Annotated in this window: 16 protein-coding genes; 9 read left to right on the top strand and 7 right to left on the bottom strand. The window is 67.3% G+C overall.

Annotated elements, in window-relative coordinates; all coding sequences use genetic code 11:
* Both CEY05_RS22315 and CEY05_RS22310 read left to right on the top strand, forming a co-directional pair.
* The coding region (locus tag CEY05_RS22315; protein ID WP_158219386.1) for an AsmA family protein at window positions 1–1070 on the top strand (1070 nt) is incomplete at its 5' end.
* On the top strand, window positions 1067–1453 hold the full coding sequence (locus CEY05_RS22310; protein ID WP_088597167.1) for an MOSC N-terminal beta barrel domain-containing protein: 387 nt from the start codon (window positions 1067–1069) through the stop codon (window positions 1451–1453). The genes CEY05_RS22315 and CEY05_RS22310, both read left to right, overlap by 4 nt.
* A gap of 72 nt (window positions 1454–1525) precedes the next feature.
* On the opposite strand, the gene CEY05_RS22305 is transcribed toward CEY05_RS22310, so the two are convergent.
* From CEY05_RS22305 to rsmD, 4 genes are all read right to left on the bottom strand, one after another.
* Entirely contained in the window at window positions 1526–2761 is a 1236-nt protein-coding gene (locus CEY05_RS22305) for a benzoate/H(+) symporter BenE family transporter (protein ID WP_088597168.1), read from the bottom strand.
* Window positions 2762–2784: 23 nt separating this feature from the next.
* Entirely contained in the window at window positions 2785–3036 is a 252-nt protein-coding gene (locus CEY05_RS22300; RefSeq protein ID WP_088597169.1) for a YfhL family 4Fe-4S dicluster ferredoxin, read from the bottom strand.
* 200 nt (window positions 3037–3236) lie between these two features.
* Window positions 3237–3740, bottom strand: coding sequence for a pantetheine-phosphate adenylyltransferase (gene coaD, locus CEY05_RS22295; RefSeq protein WP_057654795.1), 504 nt, complete (start codon window positions 3738–3740; stop codon window positions 3237–3239).
* Between the two features lie 53 nt (window positions 3741–3793).
* Window positions 3794–4360, bottom strand: coding sequence for a 16S rRNA (guanine(966)-N(2))-methyltransferase RsmD (rsmD, locus tag CEY05_RS22290; RefSeq protein ID WP_088597170.1), 567 nt, complete (start codon window positions 4358–4360; stop codon window positions 3794–3796).
* A gap of 337 nt (window positions 4361–4697) precedes the next feature.
* Between rsmD and ftsY the strand changes: the two genes are divergently transcribed.
* Window positions 4698–5813 (top strand): signal recognition particle-docking protein FtsY, encoded by a 1116-nt coding sequence (ftsY, locus tag CEY05_RS22285; RefSeq protein ID WP_088597689.1) that lies wholly within the window; start codon window positions 4698–4700, stop codon window positions 5811–5813.
* 177 nt (window positions 5814–5990) lie between these two features.
* Here the strand turns inward: ftsY and CEY05_RS22280 are convergent, their stop codons facing one another.
* The gene (locus CEY05_RS22280; RefSeq protein WP_088597171.1) at window positions 5991–7805 is read right to left on the bottom strand and encodes a CYTH and CHAD domain-containing protein; all 1815 of its coding nucleotides are present in this window, start codon (window positions 7803–7805) and stop codon (window positions 5991–5993) included.
* Window positions 7806–8042: 237 nt separating this feature from the next.
* Between CEY05_RS22280 and ribBA the strand changes: the two genes are divergently transcribed.
* From ribBA to CEY05_RS22250, 6 genes are all read left to right on the top strand, one after another.
* Window positions 8043–9212 carry a bifunctional 3,4-dihydroxy-2-butanone-4-phosphate synthase/GTP cyclohydrolase II gene (ribBA, locus tag CEY05_RS22275; protein WP_088597172.1) on the top strand — a complete coding sequence of 390 codons (1170 nt, stop codon included), beginning with the start codon at window positions 8043–8045 and terminating at the stop codon, window positions 9210–9212.
* Between the two features lie 12 nt (window positions 9213–9224).
* Window positions 9225–9755: a 6,7-dimethyl-8-ribityllumazine synthase gene (gene ribH, locus CEY05_RS22270; RefSeq protein WP_088597173.1), complete on the top strand. Its 531-nt coding sequence runs from the start codon at window positions 9225–9227 to the stop codon at window positions 9753–9755.
* Window positions 9739–10230: a transcription antitermination factor NusB gene (gene nusB / locus CEY05_RS22265; RefSeq protein WP_088597174.1), complete on the top strand. Its 492-nt coding sequence runs from the start codon at window positions 9739–9741 to the stop codon at window positions 10228–10230. The genes ribH and nusB overlap by 17 nt, the downstream gene beginning before the upstream one ends.
* A 34-nt stretch (window positions 10231–10264) precedes the next feature.
* A complete protein-coding gene (thiL, locus tag CEY05_RS22260; RefSeq protein WP_088597175.1) occupies window positions 10265–11230 on the top strand; it encodes a thiamine-phosphate kinase in 966 nt (321 codons plus the stop codon).
* A gap of 86 nt (window positions 11231–11316) precedes the next feature.
* Window positions 11317–11826 carry a phosphatidylglycerophosphatase A gene (locus CEY05_RS22255; RefSeq protein ID WP_088597176.1) on the top strand — a complete coding sequence of 170 codons (510 nt, stop codon included), beginning with the start codon at window positions 11317–11319 and terminating at the stop codon, window positions 11824–11826.
* Window positions 11823–12362 carry a CinA family protein gene (locus CEY05_RS22250; protein WP_233161654.1) on the top strand — a complete coding sequence of 180 codons (540 nt, stop codon included), beginning with the start codon at window positions 11823–11825 and terminating at the stop codon, window positions 12360–12362. Before CEY05_RS22255 ends, CEY05_RS22250 begins: the two co-directional genes overlap by 4 nt.
* Window positions 12363–12438: 76 nt before the next feature.
* On the opposite strand, the gene CEY05_RS22245 is transcribed toward CEY05_RS22250, so the two are convergent.
* Together CEY05_RS22245 and pyrF are read right to left on the bottom strand one after the other, a co-directional pair.
* A complete protein-coding gene (locus tag CEY05_RS22245; protein ID WP_088597178.1) occupies window positions 12439–13449 on the bottom strand; it encodes a bifunctional helix-turn-helix transcriptional regulator/GNAT family N-acetyltransferase in 1011 nt (336 codons plus the stop codon).
* 143 nt (window positions 13450–13592) lie between these two features.
* Window positions 13593–14411, bottom strand: a complete 819-nt coding sequence (pyrF, locus tag CEY05_RS22240) for an orotidine-5'-phosphate decarboxylase (RefSeq protein WP_088597179.1) — start codon at window positions 14409–14411, stop codon at window positions 13593–13595.
* Between the last annotated feature and the right edge of the window lie 95 nt (window positions 14412–14506).

Raw genomic sequence — 14506 nt, 5'->3', positions numbered from 1 at the left:
CGGCACCCGCCTCGGCGCCGGCACCCGCCTCGGCGCCAGCCCCCGCCGCGCCCCCGGCCCCCGCGCCAGCGCAGTCGCCCACCTCCACGCAGGCGCCGGCTCCCGCGCCTGCCCCCGCTGCTCCCGCTGCCCCGGCCGCGGCGCCTCCGGCCGCCGATGTGAAGCCCGCGGACAAGCTGGATTTCAGCGCTTTGGTGGGACCGACCGCCAAAGGCAGCATCGCCATCGGCAAGCTGGTGGCGCGCGGCCTGCGCGCTGACGACGTCAGCGGCAACGTGGCGCTGGCACAAGGCAAACTGGAGATCGATAAGCTGTCCGCCGCGCTGTATGGCGGCAAGCTGGCGGGCATGGTGTCGGTGGACGCCGCGCACGACAACGCCACGCGCGTACGCCTGACGCTGAATGGCGTGGCGCTGGGTCCGCTGCTGACCGACGTCGCGGGCCGACGCGCCCTGACCGGCACGGGCAACGTGGCGCTGGACCTGAAAACCCAGGGTACCGACGTCCAGGCCTTGAAGCGCCAGTTGTCCGGCAGCGCGCAAGTGCGCCTGCGCGATGGCGCCGTGCAAGGGATCAACGTGGGCCAGGTGCTGCGCGACGTCAAGGGCCTGGTCTTGTCCGGCAAGCGCGAGGACAGCACCGAGGTGCAGGCCGATGCCAACCGTGAGACCGCGTTCTCGCGCATGGACGCGGACCTGGCTTTCGCCAATGGTGTCGGCACCTTCACGCAGCTGGACCTGGTTTCGCCCTTGTTCCGCGTGACCCAGGGTACGCCCGCGCGCATCGATGTGGGCGAGAGCACCCTGGACCTGATGACGCAGATCCGCATCGCCGATCCGCCCCCGCGCAGCGAAGGTCTGGACGAGCTGCGCGGGCTGGGCGTGCCCGTGCAGGTGCGCGGGCCTTTCGAACATCTGAGCTATCGTGTCGACTGGCGCGCCATGGCGGGCGATCTGGCCGCCCGCGCGCTGCAGCGCGGCCTGAAGGACGTATTGAAGCCGAAGAACGGCAAGTCGGAAGAACGACTCAAGGATCTGGGTAAGGTACTTAAAGGAATCACGGGGAAATGAGCACGTCCATCTATCATCCGGTTGCCCATTGCGGCGGTACCGACAATCCGCAAGCGCAGCAGTACGAACGGCGCTGGCTGCTGGTGCATTCCGGCGGGCAGTGGCTGACGCGCAGCATCAATCCGCGTCTGGCCGACATCACGGTTGAATTACGTTTCGGCTATCTGGTAATGCGCGCGCCGGGCATGCTGCGCATCGACATTCCGCTCGACGTCATCGAGGACGACGACAGCGTGCGCGAAGCCATACTGGTGGGCACGCAAGCCGTGGATGTGGTGGACGAAGGTGAACTGGCCGCCGCCTGGGTCTCGAACTTCGCCGGCATCCCGTGCCGCCTGATGAAAGTGCATCCGGAGATGGGGCCGATCGACTGGCCGGAGTGAGGCCGGCCGCAACGGCGTTGCCCGTCATGGTGCCGATGATGGTGCCAGCCGAAATGACGCCGGCCCCAGGACTCAGCTTTTCGTGTCCGGCGCCTGGGCTGACGCAGGCCGCGCCGCGCGTCGGCGCGGTGCCAGCAGGCCATGCGCCACGAGGCCGGCGGCCAGGCCCCAGAAGGCCGAACCGATACCCCAGAAACTCATGCCCGACGCGGTCGCCAGCACGGTGATCAAGGCGGCCTCGCGGCCGTCGGGCGACTGCATCGCGCTGGCCAGCCCGCCCATGATGGGCCCCAGCAGTGCCAGTCCCGCCAATGCCGCGATAAAGGCAGGTGGCAAGGCCTGGAAGAACACGGCGATGGCGCCGGCCGCCACGCTCAAGACCACATAGGCTATGCCGTAGGTGACCCCCGCAACGTAGCGCCGGCCGGGATCGGGATGCGCTTCCTTACCCGAGCAGATCGCCGCCGTGATGGCCGCCAGCGTGATGCTGTGCGCGCCGAAGGGCGCGGCCAGCAGGCCCACGCCGCTGCTGACGGCGATCACGCGCGAAGCCGGCACCTGGTAGCCGGCCGCCTGCAGAATCGCCAGGCCCGGAAGATTCTGCGATGCCATCGCCACGACGAACAGGGGCAGGGCCACACTGATGGCGCCGCGCCAAGTGAATTCCGGCGTTGTCCAGACGAAATGGGTCAACTGCCACGCATCCGCGTCGAAGCGCACCAGTCCGCGCGCCGCCGCCATCGCGATGCCGCAGGCCAGTACCGTGAGGATGGCGTAGCGGGGCGCCCAACGCTTGCACAGCAGATACACCAGGGCCATGGGCAACACCAGCCAGGCTTGCTGGCCCATGGCGCCGAACACGCCGATGCCGAAGTTCAGCAGCACCCCCGCCAGCATGGCGGCGGCGATCTGCGGCGGGATGCGGCGGGCGATGGGGTCGATCCAGCCGAGCAGGCCGCAGGCCAGGCCCAGCGCCGCCGCCAGCACGAAGGCACCGACCGCCTCGCCGAAGGGCACGCCGACCAGCGCGGTGATCAACAGGGCCGCGCCCGGCGTGGACCAGGCCAGCACGATGGGCGCGCGCAGGCGCAGGCTGAGCCAGGCGCCGCCCAGCCCCAGCGCCAGGCAGATGGAGCCCAGCCAGGAACCGATGCGGGCCGCGTCGAGGCCGGCGCTATGGCCGGCCTGCACCATCAGCACGGCGGTACCGCCAAAGCCGACCAGCGTGGCGACCAGGCCGGCAACGATGGCAGACGGCGCTATGTCGCTGGAGCGGGAGGCGGGCAGGGAGGAGTCGGACGAGGCCATGCGGACAGCAGCGCGCGACCGGGTCAACGCGGCGCCGTCAGGCGGTAGAACTTGGCCATCAAGGCGTCCTGGCCTTCATGCCATTGGGGATGCAGTTCGATGCATTCCACGGGACACACGACCTTGCATTGCGGCTCATCGTGATGGCCGACGCATTCGGTGCATTTGTCCGGGTCGATGACGTAGTAGTCCTCACCCATGGAGATTGCTTCGTTCGGGCACTGGGGCTCGCAAACGTCGCAATTGATGCATTCCTCGGTGATAGTCAGAGCCATTGCGGATGGGCACCTGTGTCACCCGCCAGGGGCGGGCAGGCAGCAGGGCAAGTAAAGAGGCCAGGTAAGCGGCAATGACGGGATTGTAATCCCGTCGCCCGACCCAGGTCCGGGGCGACCCTGCCAGCGGAGGGGGCAGGAGCTCCGCGGAGGCCCGGCCGGGCAGGCAGCGCGCTCCAGCCTGGGCTTACCCGGCGCGCTCAGCCTTCCCAGGTCTGTTCGCGGCGCTGCTTGGCTTTTTCCTGCAGCCAGCGTTCGACCGAGGGAAAGACGAACTTGCTGACGTCACCGCCCAGCTGGGCGATTTCCCGCACGATGGTGCCGGAAATGAACTGGTACTGGTCCGACGGCGTCATGAACAGCGTCTCGACGTCCGGCAGCAGGTGGCGGTTCATGCCGGCCATCTGGAATTCGTATTCGAAATCGGACACGGCGCGCAGGCCGCGCACGATGACACGGCCGTTCTGGTCGCGCACGAAGTCCTTCAGCAAGCCGCCGAAGCTTTCGACGCGTACATTGGGGTAATGGCCCAATACCTCGCGCGCGATGGCGACGCGCTCGTCGATGCTGAAGAACGGCTTCTTGTTGCGGCTATGCGCGATGCCCACGACGACTTCGTCGAACAGTGTGGCGGCGCGCCGCACCAGATCTTCATGACCGCGCGTGAGCGGGTCGAACGTGCCTGGGTATACAGCGATGATCATGCGAACTCCCTCGTCTTATAGGTATGTCACCTCTCCGAACGGCGATTATTGACCTATTTCCGCAATGCAGCAAATTGCATGAGGTGATAGTGGACCGCGCCGGCCTTGTCGTGACGCAATAATTCGAAATTTTCGGGGGCTTCCAGGGGTGTTTCGCTCTCGGCGTAGACCAGGGCGTCGTCGGTCAGGATGCCCGGCAACAGGGGCCAGATACGGGGCAGCCAGTCCTTGGCGAAGGGAGGATCCAGCAGGACCAGGTCGTAACGGGTGGCGTCCATGCGACGCAGGGTTTCCAGGGCGTCGCCGGCGTGGATGCGGATCTGCTTGGCGTCGAGCTTGTCGCGCACCGTCCGCAGCGCGGCCAGGGCGGCGCGGTTGCTTTCCACCATTTGCACGTGGCCGGCGCCGCGCGAGGCGGCTTCGAAGCCCAGGGCGCCGCTGCCGGCGAAGAGATCCAGCACCGACTTGTCGTCGTAGCGGTTGTCCCAGAAGTGGTTCAGCCAGTTGAACAGGGTCTCGCGGACGCGGTCCGGCGTGGGGCGCAAGCCGTCCGCTTCGACGACGGCGATGGGGGTACGTCGGTAAAGGCCACCGACGATGCGAATATACTTGTTCACCATGTTTGAAAAATTCAACTTCTTCAAGAAAAAAAAGCCCGAGCCGGCTGTTCAAGCGCCCGCCGAGCCAGTAGCCGATCCGGCTCCCGCCCCCCTTTCCGCGCCACCCGCGCCGCCGCCCGCCCCGGCAGCCGAGCAGCCCGCGGCGCCCTTAGCGCCCGTAGCGCCGCCCGCGCCTGCCGCCGCGCCGTTGCCGACTTCGCCGGCGCCTGCTGCGCCGCCGTCGCCGCCATCATCCCCGCCGCCAGCCGCCGCAGCCACCCCGGCTCCGCCACAGCCTACGCCATTCACGCCCCCGCCAGCAACGCCCGCGCCTGTCGCCCCGGCGCCGTCAGGCGTTATCGCGCCTGCGGCTACGCCGCCCGCTGCGGATGTCCGTGCCCCTGGCGGCCCGGCTGCCGCCGCGCAGCCATCGGTACAGCCACAGTCGCCGACACAGCCACGGCCCCAGCCGCCGGCGCCGCCGGTGGCACAGGCGCAGCCGCCTCAGCCGCTTGCGGCCGCCACGCCGGCGCCGGCGCCAGCGCCGGCACCCGCCAAGTCCTCCTGGCTGAGCCGCCTGAAGCAGGGGCTGTCGCGTACCGGGCAGAGCATCGGTGGGTTGTTCATCGGCGTGAAGGTCGACGAGAACCTGTTCGAGGAACTGGAGTCGGCGCTCATTATGGCCGATGCGGGCCTGGAGGCGACCGAGAAGCTGCTCACCGCCCTGCGTGCCCGCGTCAAGAAAGACCGTATCGAAGACCCCGCCAAAGTGCGCGACGCCTTGCGTGATTTGCTGGCCGATCACCTGCGCCCGCTGGAACGCCGCTTCGACCTGACCCGCGCCAAACCCCTGGTGGTGATGATCGCCGGCGTCAACGGTGCCGGCAAGACGACGTCCATCGGCAAGCTGGCCTACACCTTCCAGCAGCAGGGCGCCAGCGTGCTGCTGGCCGCCGGTGACACCTTTCGCGCCGCGGCCCGCGAGCAACTGATGCAATGGGGCGCCCGCAACAACGTGACCGTCATCGCCCAGGACGGCGGTGACCCGGCTGCCGTGGCCTTCGATGCCGTCAACGCCGGCCGCGCGCGTGGCGCTGCGGTGGTCATGGTCGACACCGCCGGCCGCCTGCCGACCCAGCTGCACCTGATGGAAGAACTGAAGAAAATCCGTCGCGTGATCGGCAAGGCCGACGGCAATGCGCCGCATGAAGTGCTGCTGGTGATCGACGGCAATACCGGCCAGAACGCGCTGGCGCAAATCCGCGCGTTCGACGCGGCCGTCAACCTGACCGGCCTGGTGGTCACCAAGCTGGACGGCACCGCCAAGGGCGGCACGCTTGCGGCCGTGGCCGCCGGCAGCCAGGGCGTACGCCCGGTCCCCGTCTATTGGATAGGCGTGGGCGAAGGCCTGGAAGACCTGCAGCCCTTCGTCGCCGACGAATTCGCGAACGCCCTGTTGTCGACCGGACAATAACCACGGCCTGCGCGGCGCGAAAAGGCTGGAGAAGGTCCAAGTCCCGTCGGCGCGGATGCCGGGATCACCGCTGCGTGCCTGCCCCTGAATACAAGAGGGCGCCTTTGAAAAGGCGCCCTCTTGTTCATTCCCTGCGGCAATGCGACCCGCTGCGCAGGAAGGCCGGCGTGCCGTAGCCTACTTCCAGAACGCCTTCGCATGCGCCAACTGCTTGAACGCGTGCTGGGCCTTGGCAACCAGTTCTTCCTGCCGCGCGCTGATCCAGCCCAGCGCGAACCATGCCTGCGGATACTGCACGCTCCACTGGCGATACAGGTCATGCGCCACGGACAAGTCATTCATCTCGCCAAGCACGTCCTGCACGGCAGCCAGGCGATTCTTGTAATCACGCACCTTGACCGAAGGCAGCAGCGATTCCGTGAAGTTCAGCCCATAGCGCAGGCGCTTGGCGCGCTTGCGCAAGGCGTGGCGCGTGGGAATATCCAGTTCCGCGAAATGCTGGCCCTCGTGCAGCACGCGGCGATGCCACTTGCGCAGGCGCTTGGCCAGCAGGTCGTGCAGGGTCGGCGGCGCTTCCTGTTCAGGCGGCACCAGCGGAATGATGGATGGCACGATCTGCGGCGCATGGGCGCTGTCCCAATCGATCGGGGCCGGCACCGCGCCGGCGGCCTGGGCGGCCTGCAAGGCAGCGCGTTGTGCCGCCTTGTATGCGGCCGGACTGGCTGGCCCGCCGGCGGCGTCTTCGCCTGCCAGCCCCAGCGTGGCCGCGGCGTCATCACCCGCCGTCATGCCGTTGGCGGCAATGCCGTTGCTCGACCCGGTGGCAACTGAATCGCCCGCACCCGCCGACAAGTCCGCACCCGAGCCCACCGCCACGCCCGTGGCAGCGGCCGGCACGTCCAGGCTCCATTCCAGCATGTCCAGCAGCCAGCCCTGGAATTCCGGACTGGCGGCGATCTCGCGCGACGGTGCGCCCGGCGGGGGCGCCTCCATGGGGAAGGTCGGCATGCCCGCGCGGATCAGGGCCGGGATGATGCTTTCCTGCAGCACGTCCTGGTCACGATTGGCGCCGAACGCGGAGAAAAATCCCCGCACGTCTTCCTGCAGGCGCGCCGGGGGCAGGCCGGCATAGCCGTCGTACAGGCGCCAGGCCGAGCGCAGGCGGCGTATGCCCACGCGCAGTTGATGCACATGTTCGGGATTGCCGGCATTGCGCACGCCGTCGGTATCCACCTCGGCCAGCACGGCCGCATTGCGTGTGATCTGGTCCAGGCACTCGGCGGCTACTTCGCCCAGGCCCTGGGCCGCCGTCATGGCGGCATCCAGGCGCACGCCGCGCGCGCCCGTGGTAGCCCAGAACTCATCGATGGCGGCGCAGCGGGCGGCGTCCTCGTGCAAGCCATCCAGGGTGTGCGCCAGCCGCGCCAGCCGATCGCCGCGCTCGGATTTGCTGCGCGCATCCATGACCAGGCCATGGCGCTTGAGGTAAACGCGGGCCGCCGTGAACATGGCGGCGGGCTTGCCCGACATCAGCTCGAATTCGATTTCGTTGATCGGCAGTTCCAGCGCGCCGGCGCGCAGCAGGCCGCGGTCGTAGGCAATTTCCACCGTGCCGAAGCGGTTGCGCACCTTGCGGATCAGACGGGTGACGTCGGTCTCGTAGCGCAGGCCCAGTTCACCCTTCAGACAGGCGAGGGTGGATTCGACTTCCGTGCCGGCGTAGACCGACAGGTCCAGGATGGGGCCGGGGCGGGGGTGATTCAGTTCGATCCGGGTAATGGCATTGTTGCCGGGGGTCTTCAGCGTCTGTACCCAGACATTGCCTTCACGGCGCAGGCGGATCGCCACGCGGGCGCGCGCCAGTTCGCGCTCCGGGGTGTCGAAATACATCGCATGCAAGCGCACGCGGCTTGCATCACGCTGCTTGATTTCCTGTTCCAAGGCCTTGCGCGCGGCGGCGGGCACGTGCAGCTTCAATTCCTGTTCCGACATGACGCTCCGGGAGACGGCAAAAAGAGTTGGGATCTTACCTACGCAAAGACAGGATTTGATGACAATTCATAATCCTGTCACGAAGTTGTAGCCGAAGCCTTGCTGCGTCCCCTTTATCGAAACGTTCTGCCGTTTAAGTGTATCGCCGGGATTCTTCGCCGGCCATCGGGGCAGAGGGCCACGGGAGCGGTAAAATCCCTCCCTTTGCAGCCCCTTTAGCGCCTACGCGCCCCTGCCATGTCCGCACACCTGAGTGCCGTCCCCGCCGAACCTGGTTCGTTCGGCATCGCGCCGGTCACCGAAATCATTGCCGAGCTCCGCGCCGGCCGCATCGTCATTCTGGTTGATGAAGAAGACCGGGAAAACGAAGGCGACCTCGTCATGGCCGCCGAATTCGTCACCCCCGAAGCCATCAATTTCATGGTCACCCATGGCCGTGGCCTGGTTTGCCTGACCCTGACGGAAGAGCGCTGCCGCCAGCTGGACCTGCCCTTGATGGCCAGCCGCAACGGCACCCGCTTCGGCACCAACTTCACGGTTTCCATCGAAGCCGCCGAGGGCGTCGAGACCGGCATCTCGGCCGCGGACCGCGCCCGCACCATCCGTGTCGCGGTGGCGCGCGACGCCCGCCCGGCGGACCTGGTCCAGCCCGGCCACATCTTCCCGGTGCGCGCGGTGCCCGGCGGCGTGCTGATGCGCGCGGGCCATACCGAAGCCGGTTGCGACCTGACCGCCATGGCCGGCCTGACGCCGGCCGCGGTCATCTGCGAAATCCTCAAGCCCGACGGCACCATGGCGCGTCTGCCCGACCTGGTGACGTTCGCGCGTGAACATGGCCTGAAGATCGGCACCATCGCCGATCTCATCCAGTACCGCAGCGAGCACGAGTCCATCGTCCAGCGCATCGGCGAGCGCACCATGCAGACCGCGTGGGGCAGCTTCCGCGCCGTCGCCTATCGCGACACCGCCACCGGCTCGGCCCATCTGGCGCTGGTCAACGGCGCCATCGATCCGCAACGCGAAACCCTGGTGCGCGTGCATGAGCCGGCCTCGGTGCTGGACATCCTGGATACGGGCGCCAGCGAACACAGCTGGGGCGTGTCGCAGGCCTTGCAGACCATAGCCCAGGCGCCCGCGGGCGTGGTGGTGCTGATGAACCTGCAGGCCGCCGCCGACGAACTGTTCGGCCAGATCGCCAACTGGGCGCCGACGGATTCGAAGAATCCCGCGGCCGGCGGCGACCGCATGGGGCTGCGTACCTATGGCATCGGTGCCCAGATCCTGCGTGACCTCAATGTGGGACAAATGAAGTTGCTGGCGCGTCCGCGCAAGATGCCCAGCATGGCCGGTTTTGCCCTGACGATTACCGGTTACGATTGCGATCCTCCGATTTCCACCCAGCAATAAGGCAGCTCATCCATGAATCCATATACCCTATCCCCTGATATGAACGGCGAGGGGCTGCACATCGGCGTCGTCCGCGCCCGTTTCAACGAGGAAATCGGCCAGGCCGAACAGGATGCCTGCCTCGAAGAACTGGAAAAGCTGGGCGTCGACGAGCGCGACGTGATGCTGGTGACGGTGCCTGGCGCGCTGGAACTGGGCGTGACGCTGGCCAAGATGGCCGAGACGTTCGAATTCGATGCGCTGGTGGCGCTGGGCGCGGTGATCCGCGGCGAGACCTACCACTTCGAAGTGGTCAGCAATGAAATGGCTGCCGCCATCACGCGCATTTCCGTGGAAACCGGGATTCCCATCGCCAACGGCGTGCTCACGGTCGACACCGACGAGCAAGCCCAGGCACGCGCCGCCGTCAAGGGTCGCGATTGCGCCCAGGTCGCGGTGGAAATGGCCAACCTGGTCGCCGCCCTCCAACCCGAGGAAGACGACGACGAGGAAGATGAAGACGAAGATTTTGACGACGAAGAAGACGATGACAACCGCCGCTGATAACGCCGCGCAGGCGCGCGCCAACGCGCGCAGCGCCCGCCGCCGCGCCCGCGAATTCGCGCTGCAGGGCGTGTACGCGTGGCTGGTGCGTGGTGACCAGGGAACCCAGGACGCCGGCGAGATCGATGCGCACCTGCGTGACGCGGAAGATTTCTCCGAAGCCGACGCGCAGTGGTTCAAGACCTTGCTGCATGGCGTACTGCGCGAAGCGCCCACGCTGCGTGAACGCTTCATGCCTTTCGTGGACCGTCCGCTGGCCGAGCTGTCGCCGGTCGAGCACGGCATCCTGTTGATCGGCAGCTATGAGCTGGTGCACCACGTCGAAGTGCCCTACAAGGTCGCCATCAACGAGGCGGTCGAGCTGGCCAAGTCCTTCGGCGGCACCGACGGCTTCAAGTTCGTCAACGGCGTTCTGGACAAGCTGGCCGCCGTCGTGCGCGAACAGGAAGTACGCGCCGCCGCGGCGCGCCGCTGACGGTCGCGGCCCGCGTCGGACGCAGGGAGGCCAGGTGGCGTCCGAATTCGATCTGATCGATCGCTACTTCAAGCGCCCCGCGCCGGCTGGCATGCTGGGCGTGGGCGACGACTGCGCGTTGTTCGGCGTGCCGCCCGGCATGCAGGTGGCCACCAGCACCGATCTGTTGATCGAAGGCCGGCATTTCTTTCCCGATGTCGATCCGCGCGCCTTGGGGCACAAGGCGCTGGCCGTGAATGTCTCCGACCTGGGTGCAATGGGCGCGCGGCCGATCGGCTGCCTGCTGGGCCTGGCGCTGCCCGCCATCGACGCCGCGTGGTTGGCGGCTTTCGCGGAAGGCTTCCATGGCCTGGCCACGGCCAGCGGCTGTCCCTTGATAGGCGGCGATACCACCGGCAGCGCCTTGGGCGTGGCCATCAGCGTGACCGTGTTCGGCGCCGTCGCGCCCACCCAGGCCTTGCGCCGTGACGGCGCGCGGCCGGGCGACCAGGTGTGGGTCTCCGGTACGCTGGGCGCGGCCGACATCGCGTATCGCTTGCTCAGTGGCCAGATGCCCGCCGACGCAAGCCTGCTGGCGGCGACCCGCGGCGCCCTCGAATGGCCGCAACCGCGCCATGCCCTGGGCCAGGCTTTGGGCGGCGTGGCCAGCGCCGCCATCGATATCTCCGACGGACTGCTGCAGGACCTGGGCCATATTCTCAAGGCCAGCGGCGTGGGCGCGCAATTGCACTACGCCGACCTGCCCGTGGCGCCCGCCCTGGCCGGCATCGATCCCGCCCGTTTGCGCCATGCCTTGCTGGGTGGCGGTGACGTCTACGAACTCTGTTTCATTGCCCCTCCTGAACGCGCCGATGCGGTCCGTGCCGCCGCGGCCGCCGCAGGGGTGGCTGTCACGCCCATCGGGCAGATAACCTCCGCGGCGGGCCTGGCCGTGCTGGGCCCCGATGGCCAGCCGGACCTCGACCTGCCACGCGGCTTCGATCACTTCTCCACACGATGACAAATCCCGATTCCGGGCCGCCGCGCGGGCCATCTCCCGGTTCAACGCCGGGGTCAACGCCCGCGTCACCGCCTGTCTCGCCGTCCATGCGCGAACGTTCCCGCGTGCCTTATCCCTCGCTGGGCTGGATCTGCCGCGCGCCCGGCCGCTTCATCGCCTTCGGCTTCGGCAGCGGCCTGATCAGGCCGGCGTCCGGCACGTGGGGCACCTTGATGGCATGGCTGTTGTGGCGGGTCGCCATGCCGCCGGCGGCGTCCACGCTGGCCGTGGGCCTGTTTCTTGCCTTTGCGTTTTTGTACGGCTGCTGGGTTTGCCATCGGGTGGGCAAGGAACTTGGCGAGCCGGACCATGTCGGGATGGTGTGGGACGAGGTGGTCGCCTTCTGGTTGGTGCTGTGGCTGAGCCCGGCCACATGGATGGCGCAACTGGCTGCATTCCTTTTATTCCGTCTCTTCGATATCGTGAAGCCGCCCCCCATCAAGTGGTTCGATGCGCATCTGAAAGGCGGCATCGGCGTGATGTGGGACGACTTGCTGGCTGCGGTCTATGCCTTGCTATGCATGGCCATATTGGTTCGATTGGGAGTCTTGCAATGATGAATCGCGATGAAAGCGGGGATGTGATCGAACTGGTCACGCGGCTGGGCAAGGAATTGACGCGCCGCGGCTGGATGCTGGGTACGGCGGAGTCGTGCACCGGCGGTCTGCTGGCGGGCGCCATGACGTCGGTGCCCGGGTCCAGCCGCTGGTTCGACCGCGGCTATGTGACTTACAGCAATGAAGCCAAGGTGGTGGATCTGCAGGTGCCGTTGGAAACCATAGATACCTTCGGCGCGGTCAGCGAACCGGTGGCCCTGGAAATGGCCAACGGCGTGTTGCTGGCGTCGCTCGGTGCGCACCTCGCGGTGTCGACCACGGGCATTGCCGGACCGGAAGGGGGCACGCCGGGCAAGCCGGTGGGACTGGTCTGTTTCGGTTTCGCCATGCGTGCGGGCGAGGGCATCACGACGTTGGCGGCGACGCATGTATTCCAGGGCGACCGGGCCCAGATACGCAATGCTGCCGTGCTGTTCGCCCTGCGTGGCCTGCTGGAAATGATGGGCGTGCGCGAGGCGGAACTGGACGTCGCCTGAAACCCGCGCGAATTCACTGGCAACCGCGCTTGCCGCGCGCTGGATCGGCTGGCGTGCTACGGCCTGGACGCTGCGCCTAGGATGCCGCGGTTGAAGCGCCGCGTTTGAAGCGCTGTTCCGTGACGGGTGTCCCCCACTGGGTGCCCGCCGCCTCTTCCGCCAGGCCGAAGCCGAATGACTCATACAGATGGCGGGCGGCGTCCAGACCTTTGAACGTGTCCAGCCAGGTCTCGTCGAAGCGCGTGTCGACGAATCGCATGGCCAGGGCCATCAGTTGCCGGCCCATGCCCGTACCGCGCAAGCTGTCGTCCACGATGAACCAGCGCAAGTGGGCGCTACGCTTGCGCAGGTCGCCATCGATCGCCAGGGATGCCAGCGTGCGCTCATTCTCGACATATAGCCACAGCGCCTTGCCCTCGACGGGCAGGGCGCCGGCGAAGGCCGCCAGCCCGGTGGCGACTTTCTGTTCGAAGTAGGCGCCGAAGCCCCAATGCCGCGCGTAATAGCGGCCATGCAGGCTGGCGATGTCGCCGATGCAGCCGGGTCGGTAGCCCTCGACGATGCTGCCCGCCGGGCTGGCCGGGGTGTTCCGAGCTGCCTTGGTGGAGGCCGCGCTATCCGCCGTCCGATTGTCGTGCGCCAGCGCATTGGCGTACAAGGCCAGGGATCGCACCAGTGCCCGCTGGTCGGCGGGCACCATGCGGCGTAGTGCATGCGAAACCTGGTCGGTGGCATAGCGATCGATCTTGCGGCGCAGCTTCTGGCCCTCGTCGGTCAAGTGCAGCGCTGACGAGCGCGCATCGCCATTGGCGGCGGGCGTCCGCTCGAGCAGTCCGGCGGCTTCCAGGCGTGCCACCTGCCGGCTCGTATTCGACTTGTCCAGGCGCAGAATGTCCGCCAGGGCCTTCGCGCTGATGCCGGGCGCCGCGCCTATCTCGATCACCGCATGCACGGCTGAAGGCGCCAAGTCGCTATCCGCCAGCGTCGCGCGCATGAAACCCAGTTCGCGCACCAGCTTGCGCGAGAATTCCCGCAGTTCAAGTATCGTCGCGTCCCGTGCAGGTCCAGGGGAATCGGTGATATCCATGTCTTGTCTCCACGCGCATCGATAAGGTTGCGTTACGCAATTAATATAGTTGCGGATCACAACCAAGGCAAGCGACGCGGGACAGGCGCAAAAAGACGGCAGCGACCCCATCGGGTCGTGCCGTTCATGGCAATTCGGTAAAGCTAGCGGACCGCGTTGATCTGGTCGCGGAAATTGCGCGCCGACTCGGCGGCCGCTTCGCGCCAGTCCTCGCCCCCCGACGCGTACAGGATCGCGCGCGAGGAGTTGATCAGCATGCCGGTGCCGGCCGGGTTGCGCGCGTTGTTGACGGTGGCGGTGATGTCGCCGCCCTGGGCGCCGATACCGGGAATCAGCAGGGGCACGTCCGCACCGATGCGCTCGCGCACCAGGGCCAGTTCATTGGGGAAGGTGGCGCCGACCACCAGACCGCACTGGCCCTGGCGATTCCAGATGTCGGCGACCAGGCCGGCAACGTGCAGATACAGCGGCTGGCCGTCCTCGGTTTTCAGGAACTGCAGGTCTGAGCCGCCCGGATTGGACGTGCGGCACAGGACGAATACGCCGCGATCGCTCCAGCCCAGATACGGCTCCACCGAATCCAGGCCCATATAGGGACTGACCGTCACGGAATCGGCCTGGTAGCGCTCGAAGGCTTCGCGTGCGTACTGTTCGGCCGTCGAGCCGATATCGCCGCGCTTGGCGTCGAGGATGATGGGCAGGTGCGGATGCTGGGCACGGATGTGCTGGCACAGCGCTTCCAGCTGGTCCTCGGCGCGATGGGCGGCGAAGTAGGCGATCTGTGGCTTGAAGCTGCACGCGTACGGCGCGGTGGCGTCGACGATGCCGCGGCAAAACTGGAAGATGGCGTCCGGCTTGCCGGCCAGCTCGGCCGGCAGGCGGCCCGGATCCGGATCCAATCCCACCGTCAGCAGCGAGTTGGTGGTGGTCCAGGCCTGGTCGAGTTTTTGCTTGAAGTTCATGGGGATACGATAAAACGGCGGAATCACTGGCTAGGCCGCGCGGCTCCCGCTGCTGACGCGGACCCAGGCCGATAGGGAGATAGGGGGCCGAGCAG

The organism is Achromobacter sp. HZ34 (genome assembly GCF_002209485.1).
Taxonomy (GTDB): domain Bacteria; phylum Pseudomonadota; class Gammaproteobacteria; order Burkholderiales; family Burkholderiaceae_B; genus Bordetella_C.
The sequence above is the reverse complement of the archived record's forward strand: the minus strand, read 5'-3'. Positions and strand labels throughout refer to the sequence as shown.

Excerpts from the sequence above, each read along its gene's own strand:
- CEY05_RS22310 (WP_088597167.1), top strand. The coding sequence starts at position 1,067 with ATGAGCACGTCCATCTATCATCCGGTTGCCCATTGCGGCGGTACCGAC.
- CEY05_RS22305 (WP_088597168.1), bottom strand. The coding sequence starts at position 2,761 with ATGGCCTCGTCCGACTCCTCCCTGCCCGCCTCCCGCTCCAGCGACATA.
- CEY05_RS22300 (WP_088597169.1), bottom strand. The coding sequence starts at position 3,036 with ATGGCTCTGACTATCACCGAGGAATGCATCAATTGCGACGTTTGCGAG.
- coaD (WP_057654795.1), bottom strand. The coding sequence starts at position 3,740 with ATGATCATCGCTGTATACCCAGGCACGTTCGACCCGCTCACGCGCGGT.
- rsmD (WP_088597170.1), bottom strand. The coding sequence starts at position 4,360 with ATGGTGAACAAGTATATTCGCATCGTCGGTGGCCTTTACCGACGTACC.
- CEY05_RS22280 (WP_088597171.1), bottom strand. The coding sequence starts at position 7,805 with ATGTCGGAACAGGAATTGAAGCTGCACGTGCCCGCCGCCGCGCGCAAG.
- ribBA (WP_088597172.1), top strand. The coding sequence starts at position 8,043 with ATGTCCGCACACCTGAGTGCCGTCCCCGCCGAACCTGGTTCGTTCGGC.
- ribH (WP_088597173.1), top strand. The coding sequence starts at position 9,225 with ATGAATCCATATACCCTATCCCCTGATATGAACGGCGAGGGGCTGCAC.
- nusB (WP_088597174.1), top strand. The coding sequence starts at position 9,739 with ATGACAACCGCCGCTGATAACGCCGCGCAGGCGCGCGCCAACGCGCGC.
- CEY05_RS22255 (WP_088597176.1), top strand. The coding sequence starts at position 11,317 with ATGCGCGAACGTTCCCGCGTGCCTTATCCCTCGCTGGGCTGGATCTGC.
- CEY05_RS22250 (WP_233161654.1), top strand. The coding sequence starts at position 11,823 with ATGATGAATCGCGATGAAAGCGGGGATGTGATCGAACTGGTCACGCGG.
- CEY05_RS22245 (WP_088597178.1), bottom strand. The coding sequence starts at position 13,449 with ATGGATATCACCGATTCCCCTGGACCTGCACGGGACGCGACGATACTT.
- pyrF (WP_088597179.1), bottom strand. The coding sequence starts at position 14,411 with ATGAACTTCAAGCAAAAACTCGACCAGGCCTGGACCACCACCAACTCG.